The 23,024-nt window shown below is 72.5% G+C and carries 25 protein-coding genes; 10 read left to right on the top strand and 15 right to left on the bottom strand.

The genetic code is table 11. From position 1 onward, the window contains the following. Nucleotides 1-4: 4 nt before the first annotated feature. The gene (locus ACWEO5_RS07795) at nucleotides 5-451 is read right to left on the bottom strand and encodes a Fur family transcriptional regulator (protein WP_452161125.1); all 447 of its coding nucleotides are present in this window, start codon (nucleotides 449-451) and stop codon (nucleotides 5-7) included. A gap of 85 nt (nucleotides 452-536) precedes the next feature. Further along, nucleotides 537-1,121: an FABP family protein gene (locus tag ACWEO5_RS07790; protein WP_452161123.1), complete on the bottom strand. Its 585-nt coding sequence runs from the start codon at nucleotides 1,119-1,121 to the stop codon at nucleotides 537-539. A 240-nt stretch (nucleotides 1,122-1,361) separates the two neighbouring features. On the opposite strand from ACWEO5_RS07790, the gene ACWEO5_RS07785 reads away from it, so the two are divergent. Next, nucleotides 1,362-1,724, top strand: a complete 363-nt coding sequence (locus ACWEO5_RS07785) for a DsrE family protein (RefSeq protein ID WP_452161121.1) — start codon at nucleotides 1,362-1,364, stop codon at nucleotides 1,722-1,724. On the opposite strand, the gene ACWEO5_RS07780 is transcribed toward ACWEO5_RS07785, so the two are convergent. From ACWEO5_RS07780 to ACWEO5_RS07760, 5 genes are all read right to left on the bottom strand, one after another. Beyond that, on the bottom strand, nucleotides 1,718-2,008 hold the full coding sequence (locus tag ACWEO5_RS07780; protein ID WP_344554935.1) for a DUF3099 domain-containing protein: 291 nt from the start codon (nucleotides 2,006-2,008) through the stop codon (nucleotides 1,718-1,720). The two genes, ACWEO5_RS07785 and ACWEO5_RS07780, sit on opposite strands and share 7 nt — an antisense overlap. An 80-nt stretch (nucleotides 2,009-2,088) precedes the next feature. Continuing rightward, nucleotides 2,089-2,379: a DUF1416 domain-containing protein gene (locus tag ACWEO5_RS07775; protein WP_014137449.1), complete on the bottom strand. Its 291-nt coding sequence runs from the start codon at nucleotides 2,377-2,379 to the stop codon at nucleotides 2,089-2,091. A gap of 40 nt (nucleotides 2,380-2,419) precedes the next feature. Next, complete coding sequence (locus ACWEO5_RS07770) at nucleotides 2,420-3,253, bottom strand: sulfurtransferase (RefSeq protein ID WP_344554933.1); 834 nt, start codon at nucleotides 3,251-3,253, stop codon at nucleotides 2,420-2,422. A 535-nt stretch (nucleotides 3,254-3,788) separates the two neighbouring features. Further along, nucleotides 3,789-4,457, bottom strand: coding sequence for an LmeA family phospholipid-binding protein (locus tag ACWEO5_RS07765; protein WP_344558477.1), 669 nt, complete (start codon nucleotides 4,455-4,457; stop codon nucleotides 3,789-3,791). Between the two features lie 121 nt (nucleotides 4,458-4,578). Then, nucleotides 4,579-4,836 carry a MoaD/ThiS family protein gene (locus ACWEO5_RS07760; protein ID WP_452161118.1) on the bottom strand — a complete coding sequence of 86 codons (258 nt, stop codon included), beginning with the start codon at nucleotides 4,834-4,836 and terminating at the stop codon, nucleotides 4,579-4,581. 641 nt (nucleotides 4,837-5,477) lie between these two features. Here ACWEO5_RS07760 and ACWEO5_RS07755 point away from each other — a divergent pair. The 5 genes from ACWEO5_RS07755 to ACWEO5_RS07735 all read left to right on the top strand — a co-directional run bounded on the left by ACWEO5_RS07755 (nucleotide 5,478) and on the right by ACWEO5_RS07735 (nucleotide 11,084). After that, nucleotides 5,478-6,209: a response regulator transcription factor gene (locus tag ACWEO5_RS07755; RefSeq protein WP_452161116.1), complete on the top strand. Its 732-nt coding sequence runs from the start codon at nucleotides 5,478-5,480 to the stop codon at nucleotides 6,207-6,209. Between the two features lie 149 nt (nucleotides 6,210-6,358). Then, nucleotides 6,359-7,387, top strand: a complete 1,029-nt coding sequence (locus ACWEO5_RS07750) for a LacI family DNA-binding transcriptional regulator (RefSeq protein WP_344558472.1) — start codon at nucleotides 6,359-6,361, stop codon at nucleotides 7,385-7,387. Between the two features lie 135 nt (nucleotides 7,388-7,522). Further along, complete coding sequence (locus ACWEO5_RS07745) at nucleotides 7,523-8,698, top strand: S1C family serine protease (RefSeq protein ID WP_452161113.1); 1,176 nt, start codon at nucleotides 7,523-7,525, stop codon at nucleotides 8,696-8,698. 71 nt (nucleotides 8,699-8,769) lie between these two features. Then, nucleotides 8,770-9,540, top strand: coding sequence for a response regulator transcription factor (locus tag ACWEO5_RS07740; RefSeq protein WP_452161111.1), 771 nt, complete (start codon nucleotides 8,770-8,772; stop codon nucleotides 9,538-9,540). A 59-nt stretch (nucleotides 9,541-9,599) separates the two neighbouring features. Then, a complete protein-coding gene (locus ACWEO5_RS07735) occupies nucleotides 9,600-11,084 on the top strand; it encodes a sensor histidine kinase (protein WP_452161109.1) in 1,485 nt (494 codons plus the stop codon). A gap of 53 nt (nucleotides 11,085-11,137) precedes the next feature. Here the strand turns inward: ACWEO5_RS07735 and ACWEO5_RS07730 are convergent, their stop codons facing one another. The 6 genes from ACWEO5_RS07730 to ACWEO5_RS07705 form a co-directional block, all read right to left on the bottom strand. Then, nucleotides 11,138-12,943: a bifunctional metallophosphatase/5'-nucleotidase gene (locus tag ACWEO5_RS07730; RefSeq protein WP_452161107.1), complete on the bottom strand. Its 1,806-nt coding sequence runs from the start codon at nucleotides 12,941-12,943 to the stop codon at nucleotides 11,138-11,140. A gap of 162 nt (nucleotides 12,944-13,105) precedes the next feature. Further along, a complete protein-coding gene (locus ACWEO5_RS07725; RefSeq protein ID WP_452161105.1) occupies nucleotides 13,106-14,452 on the bottom strand; it encodes an ATP-binding protein in 1,347 nt (448 codons plus the stop codon). 26 nt (nucleotides 14,453-14,478) lie between these two features. Then, nucleotides 14,479-16,062, bottom strand: coding sequence for an SCO6880 family protein (locus tag ACWEO5_RS07720; RefSeq protein ID WP_452161103.1), 1,584 nt, complete (start codon nucleotides 16,060-16,062; stop codon nucleotides 14,479-14,481). A 7-nt stretch (nucleotides 16,063-16,069) separates the two neighbouring features. Continuing rightward, on the bottom strand, nucleotides 16,070-17,350 hold the full coding sequence (locus ACWEO5_RS07715; RefSeq protein ID WP_452161101.1) for a hypothetical protein: 1,281 nt from the start codon (nucleotides 17,348-17,350) through the stop codon (nucleotides 16,070-16,072). Further along, a complete protein-coding gene (locus tag ACWEO5_RS07710) occupies nucleotides 17,340-18,158 on the bottom strand; it encodes a hypothetical protein (RefSeq protein WP_452161099.1) in 819 nt (272 codons plus the stop codon). The genes ACWEO5_RS07715 and ACWEO5_RS07710 overlap by 11 nt, the downstream gene beginning before the upstream one ends. A 140-nt stretch (nucleotides 18,159-18,298) precedes the next feature. Next, the gene (locus ACWEO5_RS07705; protein WP_452161097.1) at nucleotides 18,299-18,646 is read right to left on the bottom strand and encodes a hypothetical protein; all 348 of its coding nucleotides are present in this window, start codon (nucleotides 18,644-18,646) and stop codon (nucleotides 18,299-18,301) included. Between the two features lie 248 nt (nucleotides 18,647-18,894). Between ACWEO5_RS07705 and ACWEO5_RS07700 the strand changes: the two genes are divergently transcribed. Further along, complete coding sequence (locus ACWEO5_RS07700; RefSeq protein ID WP_452161095.1) at nucleotides 18,895-19,950, top strand: NlpC/P60 family protein; 1,056 nt, start codon at nucleotides 18,895-18,897, stop codon at nucleotides 19,948-19,950. A gap of 175 nt (nucleotides 19,951-20,125) precedes the next feature. Further along, a complete protein-coding gene (locus ACWEO5_RS07695; RefSeq protein ID WP_344558459.1) occupies nucleotides 20,126-20,872 on the top strand; it encodes a phosphatase PAP2 family protein in 747 nt (248 codons plus the stop codon). Nucleotides 20,873-20,897: 25 nt separating this feature from the next. Here ACWEO5_RS07695 and ACWEO5_RS07690 read toward each other — a convergent pair whose 3' ends face one another. Next, complete coding sequence (locus tag ACWEO5_RS07690; protein WP_452161093.1) at nucleotides 20,898-21,041, bottom strand: hypothetical protein; 144 nt, start codon at nucleotides 21,039-21,041, stop codon at nucleotides 20,898-20,900. 238 nt (nucleotides 21,042-21,279) lie between these two features. On the opposite strand from ACWEO5_RS07690, the gene ACWEO5_RS07685 reads away from it, so the two are divergent. Both ACWEO5_RS07685 and ACWEO5_RS07680 read left to right on the top strand, forming a co-directional pair. Then, entirely contained in the window at nucleotides 21,280-22,101 is an 822-nt protein-coding gene (locus ACWEO5_RS07685) for a hypothetical protein (RefSeq protein ID WP_452161091.1), read from the top strand. A 135-nt stretch (nucleotides 22,102-22,236) separates the two neighbouring features. After that, nucleotides 22,237-22,410: a hypothetical protein gene (locus ACWEO5_RS07680; RefSeq protein ID WP_344558456.1), complete on the top strand. Its 174-nt coding sequence runs from the start codon at nucleotides 22,237-22,239 to the stop codon at nucleotides 22,408-22,410. A gap of 38 nt (nucleotides 22,411-22,448) precedes the next feature. Here ACWEO5_RS07680 and ACWEO5_RS07675 read toward each other — a convergent pair whose 3' ends face one another. Next, on the bottom strand, nucleotides 22,449-22,817 hold the full coding sequence (locus tag ACWEO5_RS07675; protein ID WP_452161089.1) for a metal-sensitive transcriptional regulator: 369 nt from the start codon (nucleotides 22,815-22,817) through the stop codon (nucleotides 22,449-22,451). Nucleotides 22,818-23,024 lie beyond the last annotated feature (207 nt).

The raw sequence follows: 23,024 nt of genomic DNA, 5'->3' as shown, positions 1-23,024 counted from the left end.
CAGCTTACGACTGCCCGTTCTCCAGTTTGGCCGTGCAGTCGGCGCAGCGGCCGAAGATGGCGAAGTGCTTGAGGTCGGTGTCGAAGCCGTGCTCGGCGCGCAGGCTGTCGATCAGCGGGGCGGCGATCTCGGTGTCGGTCTCGGTGACCTTGTCGCAGTCCCGGCAGACCAGGTGCAGGTGGGTGTGCCGGCCCGCCAGGTGGTAGGTGGGGGCGCCGTGGCCGAGGTGCGCGTGCGAGACCAGGCCGAGCTCCTCCAGCAGCTCCAGCGTCCGGTAGACGGTGGAGATGTTGACGCCGCTGGCGGTCCTGCGGACCTGGACCAGGATCTCGTCCGGGGTCGCGTGGTCGAGGACGTCGACGGCCTCCAGCACCAGCTGGCGCTGCGGGGTGAGCCGGTAGCCGCGCTCGCGCAGGTCGGCCTTCCAGTCGGTGGTCTCGCTGTTCGCCACGTGTGTCCCTGCCCGGTGAGAGGTCGTGCGACAAGTGTAGGGACCGGCCGACCGGCCGGCCCCTACCCGTGCGCGTGCGATCGGGTCAGCGGAAGAACGCGATCCCGTCGTCCGGCAGGTCGTTGATGTCGTGGATCAGCTGCGCCGGGTTGAGCACCTTCTTCAGCTGCGCCGACATGTACGGCCGCAGCGGCACCTCGGGGGCGGCCTTCTCGCCGACCCACAGCAGCTCGTCCTTGACCAGGCCGTACAGCCGCTTGCCGCCGCTGTAAGGGGCCGCGCCCTCGATCCGGGCGACCGCGTCGGTGGCCAGGTCGATCTGCGGCTTGCCGTCGTGCAGCTTGCCGTACCAGATCTCCACGGTGCCGTCGTCGCGGACCGAGGAGACCTCGATCTCGCGCTCGCCGCTGGTGCCGTGCTGGTTGCTGGTGACCCGCCAGAAGGAGTGCTCGGTCTCCAGCGGGCGGACCTTCTCCCCCTGCTCGTCCAGCACCCAGGTGCGGGAGCGGAACTCCAGGAAGGGGCGGCCGTCGTGCCGGAAGACGAGCTCCTGGCCGAAGTTGCACTTCTCGGAACCCGGGAAGTCGTGGACGCCCGCGCCCTCCCAGGTGCCGAGGAGGAAGGCGAGCGGGACGACGTCGCGGTGGAGGTCGGAAGGAATCTCGATCATGGTCCTGGCTGGTGTCGTCGGACGGTTACCGGGTCAACCGTACGGCAGTCGTCAGCGCTGGCCCTGGTAGAGCTTCATGACGGAGAAGATGGCGAACCAGGTGATCAGCACGGCCATCAGAGCCAGCAGGCTGTCGAAGAAGATCTCAAGACCGGACACGGTGCGCTCCAGGGGCGGGTCGACGGGCTGTGGTACGGCGCGAGTCTATCCGGCGGCCCCCGCGCCCGTAGTCTCTGGGGCATGTCGAAGAAGCTGGTCATCAAGGTCACCGCCGGTGCGGACGCGCCGGAACGCTGCTCGCAGGCCTTCACGGTCGCCTCGGTCGCCGTCGCCAGCGGCGTGCCGGTCTCGCTCTGGCTGACCGGGGAGTCCGCCTGGTTCGCCCTGCCGGGGAAGGCCGCCGAGTTCGAGCTGCCGCACTCCGCGCCGCTGCCGGACCTGCTGGAGGCGGTCCTGGCGGGCGGGAGCGTCACGCTGTGCACCCAGTGCGCGGCCCGCCGGGACATCGCGCAGGCCGACGTGATCGAGGGCGTGCGGATCGCCGGGGCGCAGGTGTTCCTGTCCGAGGTGATGGCGGACGGCGCCAAGGCGCTCGTCTACTGACGCCGGGGGCCGTCGTCCGGCGGCTCGCGGTCCGGCGCGTCCCGGTCGTGGCCGCGCCGCTCCCAGTGCGGGTCGTCCCAGCGCGGGTCGTTCCACCAGTCGTCGTCCCGGTCGCGCTTGTTCGCCAGGACGGCGGCCACCGGCGGGATCACCATCGCGACCACGCACATGCCGATGGCGGCGCCGACCGACCAGAAGCGCACCACGCCCCAGGCCAGGACGAACAGCGCCAGGCAGACGCCCATCATCACGAAGTAGCGCACGTGCCGTCGGTGTGCCTGCACCCCTCCAGGGTAGGCCGAGGGGCCCGGCCGTCAGAAGACGGCCGGGCCCCTCGTCACGCTGTCACGCCGTCGCGCGGTCCTCAGACCGCGATCGCGACCTCGGTGAACTCGCCCTGGGTGGCGACCACCTGGCGGTCCACGGTGGCGCCGGGCACCAGGGCCCGCAGCGTCCACTTGCCCGGGCGGGCGAAGAACCGGAACTGCCCGGTCGCCGAGGTCGGGACCTCGGCCGTGAACTCGCCGTTCTCGTCGAGGAGCCGCACGTAGCCGTTGACCGGCTCGTCGTTGCGGGTCACCGAACCCTGGATGATCGTCTCGTTGGCCACGTCAACTCCTGCCAGGTCCGGACCGCCGGCCTTCGCACCGCACATGATCTGTCTCCCTCTTCCTTGCTGTCGCGCGAGCCGGAGCTCAGTTGCCGAGCTCGATCGGCACGCCGACCAGGCTGCCGTACTCGGTCCACGAACCGTCGTAGTTCTTGACGTTCTCCTGGCCGAGCAGCTCGTGCAGCACGAACCAGGTGAGCGCGGAGCGCTCGCCGATCCGGCAGTACGCGATGGTGTCGGTCGCCAGGTCGACGCCCTCGGCCTCGTAGAGGGCCTTGAGCTCGTCGTCGCTCTTGAAGGTGCCGTCGTCGTTGGCGTTCTTCGCCCACGGGACGTTCTTGGCGGACGGGACGTGGCCCGGACGCTGCGACTGCTCCTGCGGGAGGTGGGCCGGGGCGAGCAACTTGCCGGAGAACTCGTCGGGCGAGCGGACGTCGACCAGGTTCAGGGTGCCGATCGCGTTGACCACGTCGTCGCGGAAGGCGCGGATCGAGGAGTCGGCCGGCTGCGCGGTGTACTGGGTGGCGGCCCGCTCGGGCTGCTCGACGACCAGCTCGCGGGAGTCGAGCTCCCACTTCTTGCGGCCGCCGTCCAGCAGGCGGACGTCGCCGTGGCCGTACAGCTTGAAGTACCAGTAGGCGTAGGACGCGAACCAGTTGTTGTTGCCGCCGTAGAGCACCACGGTGTCGTCGTTGGCGATGCCCTTGGCGGACAGCAGCGCCTCGAAGCCGGCCTGGTCGATGAAGTCGCGGCGGACCGGGTCCTGGAGGTCCTTCTTCCAGTCGATCCGGACCGCGTTGCGGATGTGGTTCTTGTCGTAGGCGGCGGTGTCTTCGTCGACCTCGACGATGACGACCTTCGGGTCGTCCAGGTGGGCCTGGACCCAGTCGGCGTCGACCAGGACGTCACTGCGGCTCATGCGGGTTCTCCATCCGGGGGCGGTTGGCGGAAGGGCTGCTGGGAGTGCTCCGGACCGCACGCGTCCGCACACTTGTCCGCATGCTGGGACGGTGCTGGGCGCGGCTTCGGCCGGGGTGGTTCAAGGGGCGTGCTCGTCGCTCCGGACGCACCGGTGCCCGTGGCTACCGGTCAAGCGGCGTCGGAACGAGGGCGGACGTGCCGGGACTGCGGGGCGCGACCGCCGGTCAGCGCATTCGACACAGGCAGCTCGACACGCGGCAGTGGTCTACCGCCCGCCGCTTCGTGAGGTCCGCCTGTCGCTTCATGACCACGATGCTAGGGAACCGGTGGGGGCGCTGTCATCATCGTGTCGAATGCTGAGACCGGATCATCCGGATGGTGGGATTTACCGGTTTTCGCTTCCGCGCCGTCCGACCCGGTCCCCGTGCGGGGACCGGGCGAGCGGGCGTTTCCGGACGTTCCGGCGGCGCGGCTGGACAGCGCGTCTCGCCCAGCGGACGGTCGGGCCGCCCGGATCCGAACGGCCTAGTGGCCTAGTGGCCGAGCGTGGTGCCGGGGGCGAGGGTGAAGTGCAGCCGCACCCCGTCCGGCTCCGGGACGGCCTCGGAGAGCGAGAGGCCGGTCGGCAGGCCGGTCAGCGCGAACCGCCGGGGCTTCAGCAGGTCTCCGGCCACGCCGTTCAACTTGGCCGCCACGCCGTCGAGTTCGAAGCCGTCCACGACCACCTCGCTGCCCTCGCTGCGCAGGTTGCCCTCGACCGCGAAGCCGGCCACCGAGGTTTTCACCTTGCCCGGCCCGGCGTACTGCAGGGAGACCTGCCCGCCGGCCACGAACTTCGACAGGTCCTGGTACGAGATCACGCCCTGGCCGTCGCCGCGCCCCACCGTGACGCCCTTGTAGGAGTCGGTGAACTTCACGTCGGACATGTTCGCCTTGAAGGAGTGCACCGTCACGGTCTGCTTCCCGTCGGTCACCGTCATGCCGTCCGAGCTCATCCTGACCTTGTCCAGCTCCCCGGACAGCGCGCTGGTCAGGAACGGGAAGTCGTCGATCTCGATGTCCGGCCGGCTGGTCATCCACCCGGAGGAGACGGCCGCGTCCGCCGCCTGGTCCTCCGCGACCCCGACGGCGATCCGGTCGGCGCCGACCAGCAGGCCGCCCACCACTCCCAGACCGATCAACAGCTTGACCGAGCCGTGCATCGCACTCCCCCTGAGACGTTCGAACCGGAGCCCGTTCGGAGACGAACGGGCTCCGGGGTGCGGACATAGGGACGATCGCACGCGTGCCCCAGTTCCGGAACGGCAGTCGGGAAACCGTTGATCAGCCTCCGGCGAACGGCGGCAGCACCTCCACCGTCCAGCCCTCGGACAGCGGCACCCCGGCGGGCTCCCGGCCGCCCGTCTGCTCGCCGTCCAGCAGGAACGAACACACCGCCAGCAGCCGCAGCAGCTCCGGCCGCCCGGCGTGCGCGGCGCGCACCGCCTCCAGCACCCCGGCCAGCGTGGCGGCCTCGAACGGCTCCTCGGCCCGGCCCGCCGCGGACTTGGCGGCGGCCCAGTAGCGGACCGTCCCGCTCACCCGCGCGGGTGATCCGGCGGAACTGCGGACTTCGGTGGTCGCGGTCACGGCAAACCCTCTCGACGCTCCTCGCCCGGTACGGCGGCCGGCCCGGTGCCGGCCGGCCCACCCGTGGATCGGGGTACACGTACGGTGCGGCCGGTGCGGCCCCCATCATCGCCCGCACCCCCCGCCCCGGGGCAAGCACCCCGGGCCGCGCCGCCCCCGCCGCCCCGCCCGGCCCGCCGCCCGGAGCGCCCGTCCGCCCCGCGCGCCCCGCTCGCGCCTCTCCCCAGGCCGCAGGCGGTCGGCTATTCTCGTTCCAGTGAGGGATCCGGGCAGAGTCGCCCCCGGGTCCTTTTGTGCTTTCAGGACGCCATGCGGACGTTCTTGCGAAAAGGTGCCCCACCCGCACCCGGCCGCCGGAGCGCCCCCGCCGCCGGCCGCACGACGAGGTGCGCAACCGGCGGGACAGACCGGAGGGTACGCCGATGGACGAGGCACCAGCGGGACGCCGGGGGTTGCGGGACCCCGGGCGAGCCACCGTCGCCCCGGCCCCCGGCGCGCCCGTCGGCGCGTCGGCGCTCCCCCCACCCCTGTACCGCGGCCGCCCTCCCCGGGCGACCGCGACCGCGACGACCCGGAAAGGGGACTAACCGGGTATGAGTTCACTGCTCCTGCTGACCAACGCCCTGCAACCCTCCGCCGAGGTGCTGCCCGCCCTCGGGCTGCTCCTGCACAGCGTCCGGGTGGCCCCCGCCGAGGGGTCCGCCCTGGTCGACACCCCGAGCGCCGACGTGATCCTGGTCGACGGCCGGCGCGACCTGCCGCAGATCCGCAGCCTGTGCCAACTGCTGCGCTCCACCGGCATCGGCAGCCCGCTGATCCTGGTGGTCACCGAGGGCGGCCTGGCCGCCGTCACCGCCGACTGGGGCGTCGACGACGTGCTGCTCGACACCGCCGGACCGGCCGAGGTCGAGGCCCGGCTGCGGCTCGCCCTCGGCCGGCTGAACGCGGCCGCCGACGACAGCCCGATGGAGATCCGCAACGGCGACCTCTCGGTCGACGAGGCCACCTACTCCGCCAAGCTCAAGGGCCGCGTCCTCGACCTCACCTTCAAGGAGTTCGAGCTGCTCAAGTACCTGGCCCAGCACCCCGGCCGGGTCTTCACCCGGGCCCAGCTGCTCCAGGAGGTGTGGGGCTACGACTACTTCGGCGGCACCCGCACCGTGGACGTCCACGTCCGCCGGCTTCGCGCCAAACTCGGCGTCGAGAACGAGCAGTTGATCGGCACCGTGCGCAACGTCGGCTACCGCTTCGTGGTGCCCGAGCGCCCCGACAAGGCCCCCGAGCGGGCCGAGCAGAGCCGCACCGGCGCGGCCCGGGAGCACTGACGGAGGGCCGGGCGGGCCGCAACTGCGCGCGCACTCGCCCGGCCCCGCGGGGACACTCGCCCGGCTTTGCCCGGATCGGTCCCGAAACCGCCGTCCCACCAGGTGTCACCCCGGCCCGGAGCGCCGAACCACCCGCGTAGACTCCCCCCGTGGCCAAGGTGACGCGCGACGACGTAGCCCGACTGGCTGGCACCTCGACGGCGGTCGTCAGCTATGTGATCAACAACGGTCCCCGGCCGGTCGCCCCGGCCACCCGGGAGAAGGTGCTCGCCGCGATCGAGCAGCTCGGGTACCGACCCAACTCGGTCGCCCAGGCGATGGCCTCCCGGCGCACCAACCTGATCGGCATGGTCGTCCCCGACGCCCGGCAGCCGTTCTTCGCCGAGATGGCGCACGCCGTGGAACGCGCCGCCTCCGAGCGCGGCAAGCTCGTCCTGATCGGCAACTCCGACTACGTGGACGACCGCGAGGTGCACTACGTCCGCGCCTTCCTCGGCATGCGGGTCTCCGGCCTGATCCTGGTCAGCCAGGGCCCCTCGCAGCGCGCCGCCGAGGAGTTCGCCGCCATGGAGGGCGCCAAGGTGGTGCTGCTGCACCGCCGTCCCGAGGCGATCGACGACGTCGCCGTGGTCACCGACGACATCGGCGGCTCCGAACTGATCGTCCGTCACCTCCTCGAAGTGCACGGTCACCCGTACGTGGCCTGTTTCGGCGGGCCGGTCGAGTCCCCCGCCCCCGGCGACCCGGTGATCGACCACGTGGCCGGCTGGGAGCTCGCGATGGCCGCGCACGGCCTGCCCACCGAACCGCACCTGGTCGACGCGCCGTTCCACCGCTACGGCGCCTACCAGGTCGCCCTGGAGCTGCTCGGCTCCGACCGGCGGCCGCCCGCGCTCTTCTGCTCCACCGACGACCAGGCGATCGGCGTGCTCCGGGCCGCCCGGGAACTCGGCCTGCGCGTCCCCGAGGACCTCGCGGTGGTCGGCTTCGACGACATCCCCGAGGCCGCCTTCGCCTCCCCGCCGCTGACCACCGTCGCCTCCGACCGGGACGCGATGGCCCGGGCCGCCGTCGACCTGGTCCTCGACGACTCGCTGATGGTGCCCGGCAGCGACACCGAGCGGGTCCGCAAGTTCCCGTCCCGGCTGGTCGTCCGGCGCTCCTGCGGCTGCGGCTGACGGCCCTGACCTGCGGGTCCTCGCTCCGCCCCGATCACCTGCCTGACCAGGCTTTATGAGAAGCTGACGCGCTTCTCGGGGAACCTGTAGCACGCTCTCATCCGCTCTTCATGAAACGGGCGGAGCTTGGTCGTCATGAGCGACCAGCACCGCAGCACCCACGAGCCCCACCCCCAGGACGGCGGCGCGGGCTGGCTCCCGCCGCAGCCGCCCGCCGCCCCCGCGTACCCGCCGCACCCGAGCGCCCCGCACCCGGCCGACACCTACCGGGAGGCCGCCTACCCGGCGCTGCCGCCTGCCGCCGGACCCGACCCGGCGCCGCTGCCCGCGACCTTCGCGCTCGCCGCCGAGCCCGGGGCCGCCGCCGGGGCCGACCAGCAGCCGCCCGCCGGGCACCGCGCCCGCCGCGGCCTGCTGCGCGGCCGACTCGCCCTGGTCAGCGCCGTCGCCGCGATCGCCGCCCTGGTCGGCGGCGTCACCGGCGGTGCGCTCGCCGGCGACCGCACCGGCTCCACCAGCGCGAGCAGCACCCTGGTGCGGCCCGTCTCGGCCAACGCCGACGGCAGCGCGAACGTCTCGGCGATCGCCGCCGCGGTCTCCCCCGCCGTCGTGCAGATCACCGTCAAGACCACCAGCGGCACCGCCACCGGCACCGGCGTGGTGCTCACCGCCGACGGCCAGATCCTCACCAACTACCACGTGGTCTCCGGCGCGGTCGGCGGTGGCGGCCAGCTGACCGTCGCCTTCCAGGACGGCTCCACCGCCTCCGCGAGCGTCACCGGCACCGACAAGTCCCTGGACACCGCCGTCATCACCGCCTCCGGCGTCAGCGGCCTCACCACCGCCGTCCTCGGCGACTCCGACAGCACGGCCGTCGGCGACTCGGTGGTCGCCATCGGCAACCCCGAGGGCCTCACCGGCACCGTCACCTCCGGCATCGTCTCCGCCAAGGACCGGCAGGTCTCCGTCCAGGTCGACGAGAGCACCACCAGCAACAACGGCGGCTTCGGCTTCCCGAACCTGCCCGGCCAGCGCGGCTCCTCGGGCTCCGGCTCCTCGGGCTCGTCCTCGTCCGACACCGCCACCTACCGGGCGCTGCAGACCGACGCCGCGCTGAATCCCGGCAACTCCGGCGGCCCGCTGATCAACTCCGCCGGGCAGGTGATCGGCCTCAACTCCGCGATGTACTCCGCCTCCGGCTCCAGCTCCACCGGCAGCTCCGACGCCGGCAGCGTCGGCCTCGGCTTCGCCATCCCGATCAACAGCGTCAAGCAGGTCCTGTCCCAGATGCAGGCCGGCAAGACGCTCTGACAACCGCCCGTTCCGCCGCACCCGGCGGACAATGGCCAGGAACGCACCGGACTCAGAAAGGGCCCGCGCCGATGACTCCCCCCGCCGACGACCGCACTCCCACCGAGGCCGCGGGCGGTGCCCGCGTCCTCGTGGTCGACGACGAGCCCGCGCTGCGCGACGCGCTGGAATCAAGCCTCGCCTTCGAGGGCTACCAGGTCACCACCGCCACCGACGGCTACGAGGCCCTGGCCGCCGTCGAGCGCGACCACCCCGACCTGGTGCTGCTGGACATCATGATGCCCCGGATGGACGGCCTCACCGCCGTCCGCCGGATGCGCTCCCGCGGCGACACCGTGCCCGTGCTGATGCTCACCGCCCGCGACGCCGTCGGCGACCGCGTCACCGGCCTCGACGTCGGCGCCGACGACTACCTCGCCAAGCCCTTCGAGCTCGACGAACTCCTCGCCCGGGTCCGCGCCCTGCTCCGCCGCAACGCGCTGGCCACCGAGGCCGCCGCCCGCTCCGCAGCCGACGAGGACGGCGGCGAGGTGCTGGCCTTCGCCGACCTGCGGATGAACACCGCCACCCGCGAGGTCACCCGCGACGGCACGCCCATCGAACTCACCCGCACCGAGTTCATGCTGCTGGAGATGTTCCTCTCCCACCCGCGCCAGGTCCTCACCCGCGAGCAGATCCTCAAGGCCGTCTGGGGCTTCGACTTCGAGCCCTCCTCCAACTCCCTCGACGTCTACGTCATGTACCTGCGCCGCAAGACCGAGCAGCACGGCATGCCCCGCATCATCCAGACCGTCCGCGGCGTCGGCTACGCCCTGCGCGCCGCGACCGGCGCCGCGGCGTGAAGCGGATCGGCCGGCTCACGGGGTGGTTCCGCAGCAGGTCGCTGCGGAGCAGGCTGGCCATGCTCACGGCCGCCGCGGTGGCGGTCACCATCGCGCTCGCGGCGCTGGCGTGCTTCTTCGTGGTGAAGGGGAAGCTGTACGGGCAGGTGCGGTCCGACCTGTCCCGGGCTCCGATGAACCTCATGAGCATCGGCCGCAGCGGCCCCTTCCCGGCGGTGGCCTGCGCGAGCACCCCGGAGGCGGCCGTCGCCGAGGCCGCTCGCCTGTTGGCGACGCTGGACACCCAGAACGGCGGCAACGGACAGCAGGACTTCCGGGGCGGCCCCTTCGGCCAACAGCAGTGGAACACCCAACTGGTCACCTCGGACGGCACCGTGTGCGCGCCGCTCGCCTTCAACAGCAAGCCGTTCGACGTCGCGTCCTCCGACCTGACGGTGCCGCAGGACGTCCCCGCGCACAAGAGCGACTACCGCGAGGGCAGCTACAGCACCGACGGCACACCCGCGATGGTCCGGCAGACCACCTGGACCGGCACCGTGTCCGACCCGAGCAACGGGAAGGCCGTCACCGCGACCTTCACCATGCTGGTCGCCTCACCCACGGAGAACGTCGAGAAGTCGCTGCAGCAGCTGGCCCTCGTCCTGATCGGCGTCGCCCTGGTCGGTGTCGCCGTGGCCGGTGTCGCCGGGCGGATCGTCGCCCGGTCCGCGCTCAAGCCCGTGGACCAACTCACCGACATGGTCGAGCACATCGCGCGGACCGAGGAGGTCGGCACCACCATCCCGGTCAACGGGAAGGACGAGATCGCCCGGCTGTCCACCTCGTTCAACTCGATGTCGACCGCGCTCGCCAACTCGCGGGAGCGGCAGACCCGGCTGATCGCCGACGCCGGGCACGAGCTGCGCACCCCGCTCACCTCGCTGCGCACCAACGTCGACCTGCTGATCCGCTCGGACGCGCAGGGGCGGGCGCTGCCGCCGGAGACCCGGGCCCGGATGCTGGGGAACATGAAGGCGCAGATGCAGGAGCTGACGCTGCTGATCGGGGACCTGCTGCAGCTGTCCCGGCCGGACACTCCGGCCCCGGAGGCGGTGCGGGCGGTGGTGCCGTTCCACGAGACGGTGGGGCGGGCGCTGGAGCGGGGCCGGCTGCGCGGGCCGTCGCTGGTCTTCGACACCGACGTGCGGCCCTGGTACGTGCACGGGGATCCGGCGGCGCTGGAGCGGGCGGTGATCAACCTGCTGGACAACGCGGTGAAGTACTCGCCGCCCGCCGGGACGATCGACGTGCGGCTGCAGGGCGGCCGGCTGACGGTCCGGGACCACGGGCCCGGCATCCCGGCGGAGGAACTGCCGTACGTCTTCGACCGGTTCTGGCGCTCGCCGTCCTCGCGGCAGCTGCCCGGCTCGGGCCTGGGGCTGTCGATCGTGGCGCAGACCGTGCAGGACACCGGCGGGCAGGTCTCGCTGGGCCCGGCGCCGGACGGCGGGCCGGGGACGCAGGCGGTGATCGTGCTGCCGGGCCAGCCGGAGGAGCCGCGCTGAAACGGGGGAGGGCGGGACACCCGGGGTGTCCCGCCCTCCGTCGCGACGGTCCGTCAGCCGGTCTGGCCGACCGCGATGACCTTGATCCGGTCGGCGGCGGGCGGCGCGATCGGGGCGCTCGCCGAGCTGTTGCCGGTCAGGTAGGCGTTGAACAGGTCGAGGTCGGAGGCGCCGACCAGCTTGTCGGTGCCGGCCGCGAAGGCCGGGAAGCCGTCGCCGCCGCCGGCCAGGAACTCGTTCGCGGCGACCCGGTAGCCGGCGGCCGGGTCGATCGGCGCGCCGTTCAGCCGGATCGAGTCGACCAGCACGCGGGCCGCGCCGGCCCGGTTCAGGTCGAGGGTGTAGTGCAGGTTCGAGGAGATCTGCAGCACCTTCGGGGAGGCGTCGTTGGCGCCGGAGACCTGCTGCTGCAGGACCTGCACCAGCTGGGCGCCGGTCAGCGTCTTGACCTGCATCATGTTGGTGAACGGCTGGACGGCGAACGCCTCGCCGTAGGTCACCACGCCGTCGCCCTCGGCGCCGCTCGCCTGGTAGACCAGGTCGGCGCGGATGCCGCCGGGGTTCATGAAGGCCACCTGCGCGCCGCCCTTGTCGGCGGGCGACAGCCCGGCCAGCTGGGCGTCGGCGATCAGGTCGCCGAGCGGCTTCTCCAGCGCGGTGGAGCCGCGGCCGTTGACGTCGGCGCTGATGTAGCCGGTGGCCCGGTTGGCGATCGGCGCGGCCAGCTTGGTGTACCGCTCCAGCAGCGCGGTCAGGTCCGGCGCCTTGGGCAGGTCGCGGCGCACGACGTGGTTGGCGGCGCTGACCGTCGGGCGGACGATGCCGCCGGTGCGCTTGTCCAGCTTGAGGTCGATCTCGGTGTACAGGCGGCCGAAGGAGGCGGCACTGGTGACCGAGCGGGGCACGCCGTCCGGGTCCGGGATCATGCAGGCGTACGAGTTGTGGGTGTGACCGGTGACGATCGCCCCGACGGCCGGGTCGATCTTCCTGGCGATGTCGACGATCGGGCCGGAGACGCCCGCGCCGGCCGCGCCGCAGTCGTAGTTGTACACGCCGCTGGCGGGCAGGCCGCCCTCGTGGATCAGCGCCACGATCGAGTTGACGCCCTGCTTCTTCAGCTCGGCCGCGTACTTGTTGATGGTGGTGACCTCGTTGCCGAACCCGAGGCCCTGCACGCCGGCGGCGGTGACGATGTTCGGGGTGCCCTCCAGGGTCACGCCGATGAAGCCGACCTTGACGCCGCGCACGTTGGTCACCCAGTACGGCTTGAGCAGCGGCTTGCCGGTCTTCTCGTCGGTGACGTTCGCCGCCAGGTACGGGAAGTCCGCGCCCTTGAACTTCCGGCCCTTCTCGTAGCAGCCGTCGGTGGGGTGGCAGCCGCCGTTCTGCATCCGCAGCAGCTCGGCCGAGCCCTCGTCGAACTCGTGGTTGCCCACCGAGGTGACGTCGAGGCCGATCTCGTTCATCGCCTCGATGGTCGGCTCGTCGTGGAACAGGCCGGAGACCAGCGGGCTGGCGCCGATGATGTCGCCGGCCGCGACGGTCAGGCTGTTGGCGTGGCCCTTGCGGGCGTCGCGCAGCGCGGTGGCCAGGTACTCGACGCCGCCGGCCGGGGTGGCGACGGTCTTCCCGGTGGCCGGGTCGATCTCGGTGACCGTGCCCGAGGAGCCCGCCGGGGGCTCCAGGTTGCCGTGGAAGTCGTTGATGGCGAGGAGCTGCAGGTCCTCGTACTTGGGCTTGTCGTGGCCCCGGCCGTGGGCCTCGGCGGTGGCCGGCAGGACCATCGAGCCGAACAGGGCGGCGGCCGCGGCGACCGCGAGGGCGGTCGTGCGGCGGCCGGTGGAACCGGAAATGGGCATGGCTGTCCCCTGGACCGTCGGGGCCGCGGCAGCGCGGCCTGGCGTTGTCTGGTGCAGCCTAGGGTCAACGCGCGTAGCTGTCAGGAACCTACGAGTAACGAGCTGGTATCCACGGTCTGACGAAACGTCCGCCGACCCCCGGTCAGGACCCTCCCGCCGGGGTCAGATCCGCGGCTGCGCCGCCAGCTGCTGGTCCGCCCGGTCCCGCTCGGCCACCGCGTCCTCGGTCATCGCCCGGTCGGTGTACACCAGCGGCTTCTCGGCCTCGGTGATGATGTGCTTCACCACCTGCACGTTGCCGTTGACGTCCCACACCGCGATGCCCGGCGACAGCGTCGGAATGATCTCCACCGCCCAGCGCGGCAGGCCCAGCACCCGGCCGGTGGATCTCGCCTCGTCCGCCTTCTGCATGTAGATCGTCCGGGTCGAGGCCATCTTCAGGATCGCCGACGCCTCCTTGGCCGCCGCCCCGTCCACCACGTCCGACAGGTGGTGCACCACCGCGACGAAGGACAGGCCCAGCCGGCGGCCGAACTTCAGCAGCCGCTGGAACAGCTGCGCCACGAACGGGCTGTTGATGATGTGCCAGGCCTCTTCCACCAGGAAGATCCGCTTCACCCGGTCCGGGCGCAGCCAGGTGTGCTCCAGCCACACCCCGACGATCGCCATCAGGATCGGCATCGCGATCGAGTTCCGGTCGATGTGCGACAGGTCGAAGACGATCAGCGGCGCGTCCAGGTCGATGCCCGCCGAGGTCGGGCCGTCGAACATGCCGCGCAGGTCGCCGTCGACCAGCCGGTCCAGCACCAGCGCCACGTCCAGGCCCCAGGCCTGCACCTCGCCGACCTGCACGCCCAGCGACTCCACCGCCGACAGGTCGGGGCTGCGCAGCGTGTCGATGATGTCGTTCAGCACCGGCTGACGGCCCTTCACCGTCGCCAGCACGTGGGCGTGCGCGGCCTTCAGCGCGAAGCCGGCCCGCTCCTCCAGGCCGCGGCCCATCGCCACCTCGATGATGGTGCGCAGCAGCGACAGCTGGCCGGTGGTGGTGATCGCCGGGTCCAGCGGGTTCAGCTTCACCCCGCCGTCCAGGGCCGCCATCGGGTCCAGCCGGATGGACTTTATCCCCAGCGCGTTCGCGATCAGGTTCCACTCGCCGACGCCGTCCTCGCCCTGCGCGTCCAGCACCACCACCTGGCGGTCCCGGAACCTCAACTGCCGCAGCACGTACGTCTTCTCCAGCGCCGACTTGCCGTTGCCGGACTCCCCCAGCACCAGCCAGTGCGGGGCCGGCAGCTGCTGGCCGTACAGCTGGAACGGGTCGTAGACGTAGCCCTTGCCGCTATACACCTCGCGGCCGATGATCACCCCGGAGTCGCCCAGGCCGGGCGCCGCCGTCGGCAGGTACACCGCCTGCGCCTGGCCGCTGGAGGTGCGCACCGGCAGCCGGGTGGTCTCCACCCGGCCGAACAGGGTGCTGGTGAAGGAATCGGTGAGCTTTCCGAGCATCGACGGGCCTCCGGGGGTCAGCGGCGTCAGCGGCGGATGCCGGTGGCGAACGGCAGGGTGTTGGCGAACGCCCGGTGGTGCTCGCGGTCGCACCACTCCAGCTTCAGGTAGCTCTTGCCCGCCGACGCCCGGATGGTGCGCTTGTCCCGGGCCAGCGCCTCGGGGCTGCGCGAGGACACCGTCAGGTACCCGACCAGGTTCACCCCGGCCGCGCCGGACGCCAGGTCGTCGCCGCGCTGGTCCACCCGGCCGGTGTGCGCCAGGTCGCGCGGGTCCACCGTGCGGTTCATCTTCGCCGCCCGGCTGGCCTCCGCCTCGTCGTTGGTCTTCTCGGTCAGCATCCGCTCGATCGCGACGTCGGTCGGCTCCAGGTCCATGGTCACCGCGACCGTCCGGATCACGTCCGGCGTGTGCACCAGCAGCGGCGCCAGGAAGTTCACCCCGACCGGGGTCAGCGGCCACTCCTTGATCCACGCGGTGGCGTGGCACCACGGCTCCCGGGTCGCCGCCTCGCGGGTCTTCGCCTGCAGGAACTGCGGGTGCGTGGCGTCCAGTTCGGCCGGCCAGGCGTTGCGCCGGCTCATCGCCTGGATGTGGTCGATCGGGTGGTCCGGGTCGTACATCGAGTGGATCAGCGAGGCCAGCCGGGCCTGCCCCAGCGGCTGCCGCACCCGGATGTCCGCCTCCGCCAACCGCGCGCAGATGTCGGTCAGTTCGCGCGCCATCACGGTCGCCAGGCCGTCGTCGCTGCGGTCCCGCTTCTCGCCCCGCCCGTACGCGGTGCGGCCCATCGCGTGCGCCTCGGCCGCCAGGTCCCGGGTGTAGTGCATGCACGCCACCAGGTACGCCCGGTGCTGCTCCGAGGAGGTCGACACCATCGACTGCAGCTGGTCGTAGCTGTCCTGCAGCCAGCGCGGCGCCGCGTGGTCACCGCGCCGCTCCACGTCCTTCGCGTGCGCGTCCGGGTCGGCCGGCAGGGTGCGGGCCAGGATCTGCAGCCGGGTCACGAAGCCGTCGCCGTTGGCCACGTGCTTGAGCAGCGTGCCGAAACGGTCGACCAGCGTCTCCTGGTCCTCCGAGTCGCGCAGGCCCACGCCCGGGCCCTCGATCTCGATCGCCGCGGTCACCGTCCGGCGCTCCAGGTGCATCAGCACCGCGACCTCGTCCGGCCCGAACGGCGCGGCCAGCCAGCGCAGCCGCCCCACCCCCGGCGGCGGGCCGACCTCCACCTCGCGGCCGTCCAGCCGCGTGCCCGCCTCGTGCACGTCCGGCTTCCACACCGCCCGGCCGCTGCGCACCGTCCGCCGGAACGTCCGGTTGATCTCCACCCACTTGTAGAACGTCCGCCGCCGGTACGGCACGTACACCGCCATGATCGCCAGCAGCGGGAAGCCCACCAGGCCCGCGATGCGCAGCGGCAACAGGCTCGGGATCAGCCCCCACACCATGCCCAGGCCGGCGCCGGCGATGATCAGCACGATCTCGCCGTTCTCCCGGTTGCGCCCGATCGGCGCGTTCGGCCGCGCCTTGCCGATCAGGTAGCTGCGGCGCTGGTGGGCATACGGCTGGGCGTACTGGGTGCCGTACTGGCCGAGCTGTTCGCTGCTCATCTACCCGTCACCCTCCCTTCGGGTTGTTGACCGGAGACTGGACCTGGGCCTGCGCGGGCGGCGCCGCCGGACGGGCCGGGTTCGCGGGCCGGGAGGCGTGCGCCGCGATGCCCGCGCCCGCCCCGCCGCCCCCGGCCGGGGAGCCGCCGCCCCCGCCGCCCTCCGCGCCACCGCGCGAACCGTGCGTCGAGATGCCCTGCTTCACGAAGTTCGCCGGGCCGTTGATCATCGCGCTGCCGGCCTGCACCGCGCTCGCCCGGGCGTTGCGCATCGACATCAGCTCGTCGCCGAAGCCCGGCACGAACCGGTACACCGCCGCGCTCGCGAAGATCGACAGGAACAGGATCGCCAGCCCCGCCAGCACCCGGCCGAAGTCGTCGTCCGCCCCCGCGCCGGTCGCCACCGCGCTCGCGAGCCCCAGGATGATCACTACGATCGGCTTCGCCAGGTCCACCGCCAGCATCATCGCGGCCCACCGGCGGACGTGCTTCCACATCTGCTTGTCCACCAGCCCCGCGTACACCGCCGTCCCCAGCAGCGCGCCCACGTACAGCATCGCCGCCCGGATCACCAGCTCCACCCAGAGCACCGCCGCGGCCAGCACCGCCACCAGCGACACCAGGATCAGGATCAGCGGGCCGCCGCCCATGCTGCCCTTCTCCAGGGTGTCCGCGAACCCGCCCAGGTACGTGCCGGTGTCCGACTTCGTCCCCGACGCGATCGCGTCCGTCATCCCGTCGGTGACCGTCACCACCGTGTACAGGATCAGCGGCGTGAACGCCGAGGCGATCACCGTCAGCCACAGGTACCCGACCGCCTCGCCGAACGCCTGCCCCAGCGCCGCGCCGCGCACCGCGCGCTTGGTCACCGCCAGCAGCCACAGCACCAGCGTGATCACCGTCGAGACCGCGAACACCACCGCGTACTGCTGCAGGAACGCCGCGTTCGTGAAGTCGACCTTCGTCGTCCCGTCGATCGCCCCCGACAACTGCCGCACCACCCAGGCCGCCGCCTGCGCGCACCCCTTCGCCAACGACCCCAGCGGATCGGTGACCCCGGAGACGGCGTCCGTCCCGGGCACGACGAAAGCGCCGTCGGGGGCGCACTGGCTGCCCGCCCCGGGCAGCGGGACGTTCTGCGCCGCGCAGGTGGAGGAGGGGGCGGGCGTCGGATCCGCCGCCACCCGCTGCGCGACCAGCAGCGCGGTGAGTTGGAGCATGCTCATCGCGGCACCGAGCACCCCGGCCCGGCGCAGGAAGCGCAGTCCTGGTGACGCGTCAGCGGGCATAGCGGAACCCTCCGAACTGCTGGACGGCATCGGCGATCTCTTTCGCGGTGGCCGCCTGCTGGTCGCCCGGCAGGGGGGCGGGGCCCGCGGCGCGGGAGTAGTCGGTGAGCTTCCAGTCGCTGCCGGTCCAGCGCATGGTGACGGTCAGGGTGTACCAGTCCTGGGTGACCGGGACGACGGATCCCTCGCCGGCCAGGCCGTACAGGCCGGTGCACCAGACCTCGACCCGGGTGGCGGTGTCGGCCCCGTTGGTGGTGCGGGTGCCGACCGGGACGACCCGGTTGACGAAGGTCTGGCCCTTCGGCGCCCTGCCCTCCGCGTCGAGCCCGTAGCGCGCGTTCGTCTCCGGGGTGAACGCCTGGTCCAGGCGGGTCTGGAGGGGTTGGACGGCGGTGGGGTCGGCGATGGTGGCGAGGACGGTGTGGCGGTCGGCGGTGCGGAACATGTCGGCGGAGCCGAGGGCCACGGCGTAGTTGGCGGCGGCGGACTGCGCGCCCTGGTCGGTGTGCGGGTAGCCGGTGCCGATGCCGTTGGAGGTGGTGGTGACGGGCTGCTGGCCGCTGGCGGCGGTGCGGTCGGGGGAGGCCGCGGCGGCGCTCGCGCGGTCGCCGGAGGTGCTGGTGCCGCCGCGGCCGACCGCGGGCTTGTCGCGGTTGGCGATGGAGACGGCGACGACTAGCAGGGTGACGATGCCGAGGATGGTCAGGAGGGTGCGCAGCGGCCTGGCCTGGCGTCCGGTCACGTGGACGGTCTGTTCGGCGACCGGTAGCCGCGTACGGGTGTGCGGCTGGTCGTCGGACAACGGCACGGGGGCCCTCCTGGTGGGGCGCCGCCGCGCGGGGCGCGCGCGGCGGCGTGACGGGTGCTCGGCGTGGGTGCGGGGTGCGGGGTGCGGGGTGCGGTGCGGGCGTGCGGATCAACCGCACCGGGGCGCGAGTTGTCCGATCGTCAGATGGCCATGCCGTACACAATGGTGAACAGGGTGCCGAGCGAACCGATGATGAACACGCCGGTCAGGCCGGCGACGATCAGCCCCTTGCCCTGTTCGGCGCTGAAGGTGTCGCGCATCGCGGTGGCGCCGATCCGCTGCTTGGCGGCGCCCCAGATCGCGATGCCCAGGCAGACCAGGATGGCGACGGCCATCACGACCTGGACCATCACCCGGGCCGAGGAGCCGAGGGAGGCGAACGGGCCCCAGTCGGGGGCGATCCCACCGATGATGGTGTCGATGTTGGCCTTCTTCGGCGGGTCCTCCGCCAGGTACCGGATCACTGTGCTGTCCACGTTCAGGTCCATCCCATCTCACCGCCGATCAGGAAAATTCAAGGCCCCGGACCACGGTCGAGCGAAGGGGCAGGGCCTACTCTTGGCCAGATCTGATGTCGACTTGGCTGCTTCTCGCGGATTGCTCGTGGCTGGCCGAACGCCTCCGCCAGGATGTCCGGTGCTTCAAGGATACTTCCCGCCCGTGGTATCTGTGATGATTGCACCGGGCAATTGCGCAACAGGACATGGCCGCTGACGTTCCGTCGGGATGGTGCTTGATGGTGCTCCGGAAGGCTCGGACGGCGGGCGCCGCGGCCGTGGTGCTCGGGATCGGTTTCGTGGGCGTCGTGACGCTCGGGACGTACGCGGCCAGTGGGGCGCCGGAGGGCTCCTCGGCCGCCCCCGGGCTCTCCGGCGGGACGGTGCCGGCCGCGTACCGGTCGCACATCCAGCAGTGGGGCGGGCTCTGCCGGGAGATCTCCGCGCCGATGCTGGCCGCGCAGCTCTACCAGGAGAGCGGGTTCGACCCGCAGGCGAAGAGTCCGGCGCAGGCGTACGGGATGGCCCAGTTCCTGGAGGCGACCTGGGCCACCTACGGCACGGACGGCGACGGCGACGGCAAGCGGGACATCTGGAACGCCTACGACGCGATCGCCTCGGCCGCCACCTACGACTGCGCGCTGGCCCGGGACGTGGCCAAGGTCCCCGGCGACAAGCAGGCCAACATGCTGGCGGCGTACAACGCCGGTCCGTACGCGGTGATCGAGCACAACGGCGTCCCGCCGTACAAGGAGACCCAGGGGTACGTCCGCAGCATCCAGGCGCTGGCGAAGTCCTTCACCGCACCGGCCGTCCAGGGCGGGCAGTTGGCGCTGTCCAAGGCGGCGGCGGGGGCGATCTGGTTCGCGCAGGGCAAGTTGGGCACCGACTACCTGTGGGGCGGCACCGGGCAGAGCTGGGAGGACGGGCGGTTCGACTGCTCGGGCCTGACCAAGGCAGCGTACGAGAGCGTCGGCATCGTGCTGCCCCGGGTGGCCAACGACCAGTGGTACGCCGGGCCGCACCCGTCCCGGGACCAACTGCGGCCCGGGGACCTGGTGTTCTTCGCCAACGACCTGGAGGACCCGCGCACCATCCACCACGTCGGCATCTACGTCGGCGGCGGGTACATGATCGACGCGCCGCACACCGGGGCCAAGGTCCGCTACGACACCATCGAGCAGAAGGACTACATCGGGGCGACCCGGGTCACCCCGGACGGCGCCGCCGCGCTGCCCAACCGGAACCCGAACGACGGCACCATCACGAAGGGCGAGGCCCCGAGGACGAGCTGACCGCCCGGCCCGGCATGTGCGCGCCCGGTGGACGGTGAGTCAATTTTGCATAACGGTGTGTTTCGACGGAAACCGCGGCGGCCTTGATCGCGTTGACTCAGGAGGCTGCCGGTCGTCCGCACCCGGAAGCACCACGTTCTGGGACCACTGCGGAGAGCCGACAGGGAGGTGCGGCGTGCCGACGCTGCTCGCCGACGCCGGGACCGGTTCGGGCGACCCCGATCTCGGCCTGCTCAAGGCCGTCAACGGCCTGGCCGCCGACGCCCCCGGCTGGCTGGACTCGCTGGTCGCCTGGACCGCCGAGTACGGCATCCTGTTCGGCCTGGCCGCGCTCGGCCTGGTCGCCTGGCTGGTCGCCCGCCGCCGCCCGGACGCCCCGGTCGCGGTGGCCGGCGTGCTGTGGGCGCCGCTGGCGGTCGCCGTCGCCGAGCTCGCCAACCTGCCGATCTCCCAACTGGTGAACCGGCCGCGGCCGTTCGTCAGCCACCCCGAGCTGGACGTCCTGGTGCCCGGCAAGGAGGACACGCTCTCCTTCGTCAGCGACCACTCGGCGATGTCCATGGGCATCGCCGTCGCGCTGTTCCTGGTCAACCGCAAGCTCGGCCTGGCCGCCGGCGCGCTCGCCCTGCTGCAGGGCTTCTGCCGGCTGTTCGTCGGCGTGCACTACCCGACCGACGTGATCGGCGGCTACGCGCTGGCCACCGCCGTGGTGCTGCTGCTCGCCCCGATCGCGATGGCCGTCCTGGTGCCGCTGTGCCACGCGCTGTCGCGCACCGCGCTGCGCCCGCTGGTGGTGGCCCGCTCCGCCGCCGGTCCGGCCGCCGGCCGGTCGTCCGCGCCCGCCGCCCGCCGCTCCGGGCGCCGCCGGGGCCAGGACGGGCCGCACCGGGACCGGGACCGCGAGTCGGACCTGGCGGCCTGAGCCGGGTCCGCCGCACCGGGCGGGCTCAGGCGACCCCGGTGCCGCCGCCCGCTCCGGTCTCCGCGAGGTGCTCCGCGGCGTCCCGCCGGGACTTGTCCCGGGAGCGCCGCCCGGGGGCGGACCAGCCGCAGCCGCACTGCGCGAAGCTGAAGGAGCCGCGCTCCACCACCTCCGCCCGGTGCTCGTCCGGGTGGTCGGTCCGTAATGCCCCGCCGGGTGCCCCGGGGCGCTGATCTGCCACGTCCTTCACCGTATCCCGGCCCGGCGGGGCACCGGTCCCGTCCGGCCGGTGAACATCCGCGTAACCTTCCCGCCCCCGACTCGTTCACCTGGCGAGCGCTCCGCCCATCCGGGGCGGTCGCCTGCCGGGTCGTCCGGGGCCCGAGGGGGTTGTCGAAGAAGTGAAGATGCTCAACCGCGCCGCCGCCGCGGCCCTGCTCGTCGCCGCGCTGTCGGCCTGCACCGGCGGCAACAGCCCGTCGGTCTCCGCCGACCAGCTGTCCGCGGACCCGCTGACGGCGGTCCGCTCGGCCGCCGACATCACCGGCCGGACGGGTTCGGTGCGGGCGGTCACCGAGTTGATCACCGAGTCCGCCGACAAGAAGGCGGTCTTCAACGGCACCGGCGGCTACGACTACGTGAAGCGGATCGGCCGCCTGGAGATCGACGTCCCGCCCGGCGCCGCGACCACCGGGAAGATCACCGAGGTGGTGCTGCCCGGCACGGTCTACCTGCAGAACAGCGGCGCGAAGATCCCCGAGGGCAAGTGGGTCAAGCTGGACGTGCGCCAGCTCCCGGACGGCAACCTGGTGAGTTCCGGGGCCACCGACCCGGCCACCGCCGCGGGCGCGCTGCGCGGGGCGCAGAGCGCCGAGCTGGTCGGCACCGAGCCGGTGGGCGGCGTGGAGCTCAAGCACTACCGGGGCACCCTGGACCTGGCGAAGGCCGCCGACGCGACCGGCGGCCGCGGGGCGGACGGGCTGCGGATGGCCGCCCAGACCTTCACCGTCAAGGAGGTCCCGTACGAGGTCTGGCTGGACGGCCAGGGCCGGCTGCACAAGGTGGTGGAGAACTTCGCCTTCGCCGGGGTGGCCGGGTCCACCGCACCGAAGGACCAGGTCAAGGTGGTCTCCACGCTGTCGCTCGCCGACTTCGGCAAGCCGGTGGAGGCCGCCGAGCCCGCCGCCGCCGACATCTACTCGATGAAGGCCGACCCCTCGCCGAAGTGACCCGCGGCGCCGGGCCCACCCGTTTCGGGCGGCAGAGATGGCCCGTCCGTGCCATGTGGCCCGGCCCGCCGCTCCCTACGCTGGTACGGGGCGGGCAAGCGGGGCGGCGGACGGGGCGCGGAAGGGGTGGAGGCCATGGCATCCGGGGAGAGCGGCACCGGCGGCCACGACAGAACCGCGCTGGACGAGATCGACCTGACCGGCGAGCTGATGATCGCCGCCTCGGCCAGCCGCGCGGAGCGGCTGGCCGCCGAGCAGATCGACGAGGTGCTGCTGGCCCGCCGCGAACCGGACCCGCCGGAGGGCTGAGGCGCCGTCAGCGGGCCGGGCGGGGCGGGCCCGTCGGCTCAGGTGCGCAGCAGCCGGGCGATCGCGGCGCTGGCCTCGGCGACCTTGGCGTTCAGCTCCTCGCCGCCGTCCTCCGCGGCGGCCGCGGCGGCGACGCAGTGCCGCAGGTGCTCCTCCAGCAGGGAGAGCGCGAAGGACTGCAGGGCCTTGGTGGAGGCGGACACCTGGGTGAGGATGTCGATGCAGTAGACGTCCTCGTCGACCATGCGCTGGAGGCCGCGGATCTGACCCTCGATGCGGCGCAGCCGCTTGAGGTGCGCCTCCTTCTCGCCGCTGTAGCCGTGCGGCCCGGTGGCCGGGGCCGTGCCGTGGCAGGCCGCGGGGGCCGCCGGCGCGGTGTCGGTGCTCGGGGTGTCGATGGTGGTCATCCGGTCCGCCCTCTTGGTCTCGGTGCTCGGCCCGCCCCCGGACTCCGGCCCGGGAGGTACCCCCAGATTCCAACACGCGGCACCGGTCCGGTGTTCCGCCGTCCGGGCGTCAGGACAGAGATCCCCGTGCAGAGCGGGAGCAAACCGGCGTGTCGTGGGACACACTTAGGGCGCGCGTCGGCAACCCCGTGCTCACGAGCGGTGGGT

Source organism: Kitasatospora sp. NPDC004272 (genome assembly GCF_053603035.1).
The sequence above is the reverse complement of the archived record's forward strand: the minus strand, read 5'-3'. Positions and strand labels throughout refer to the sequence as shown.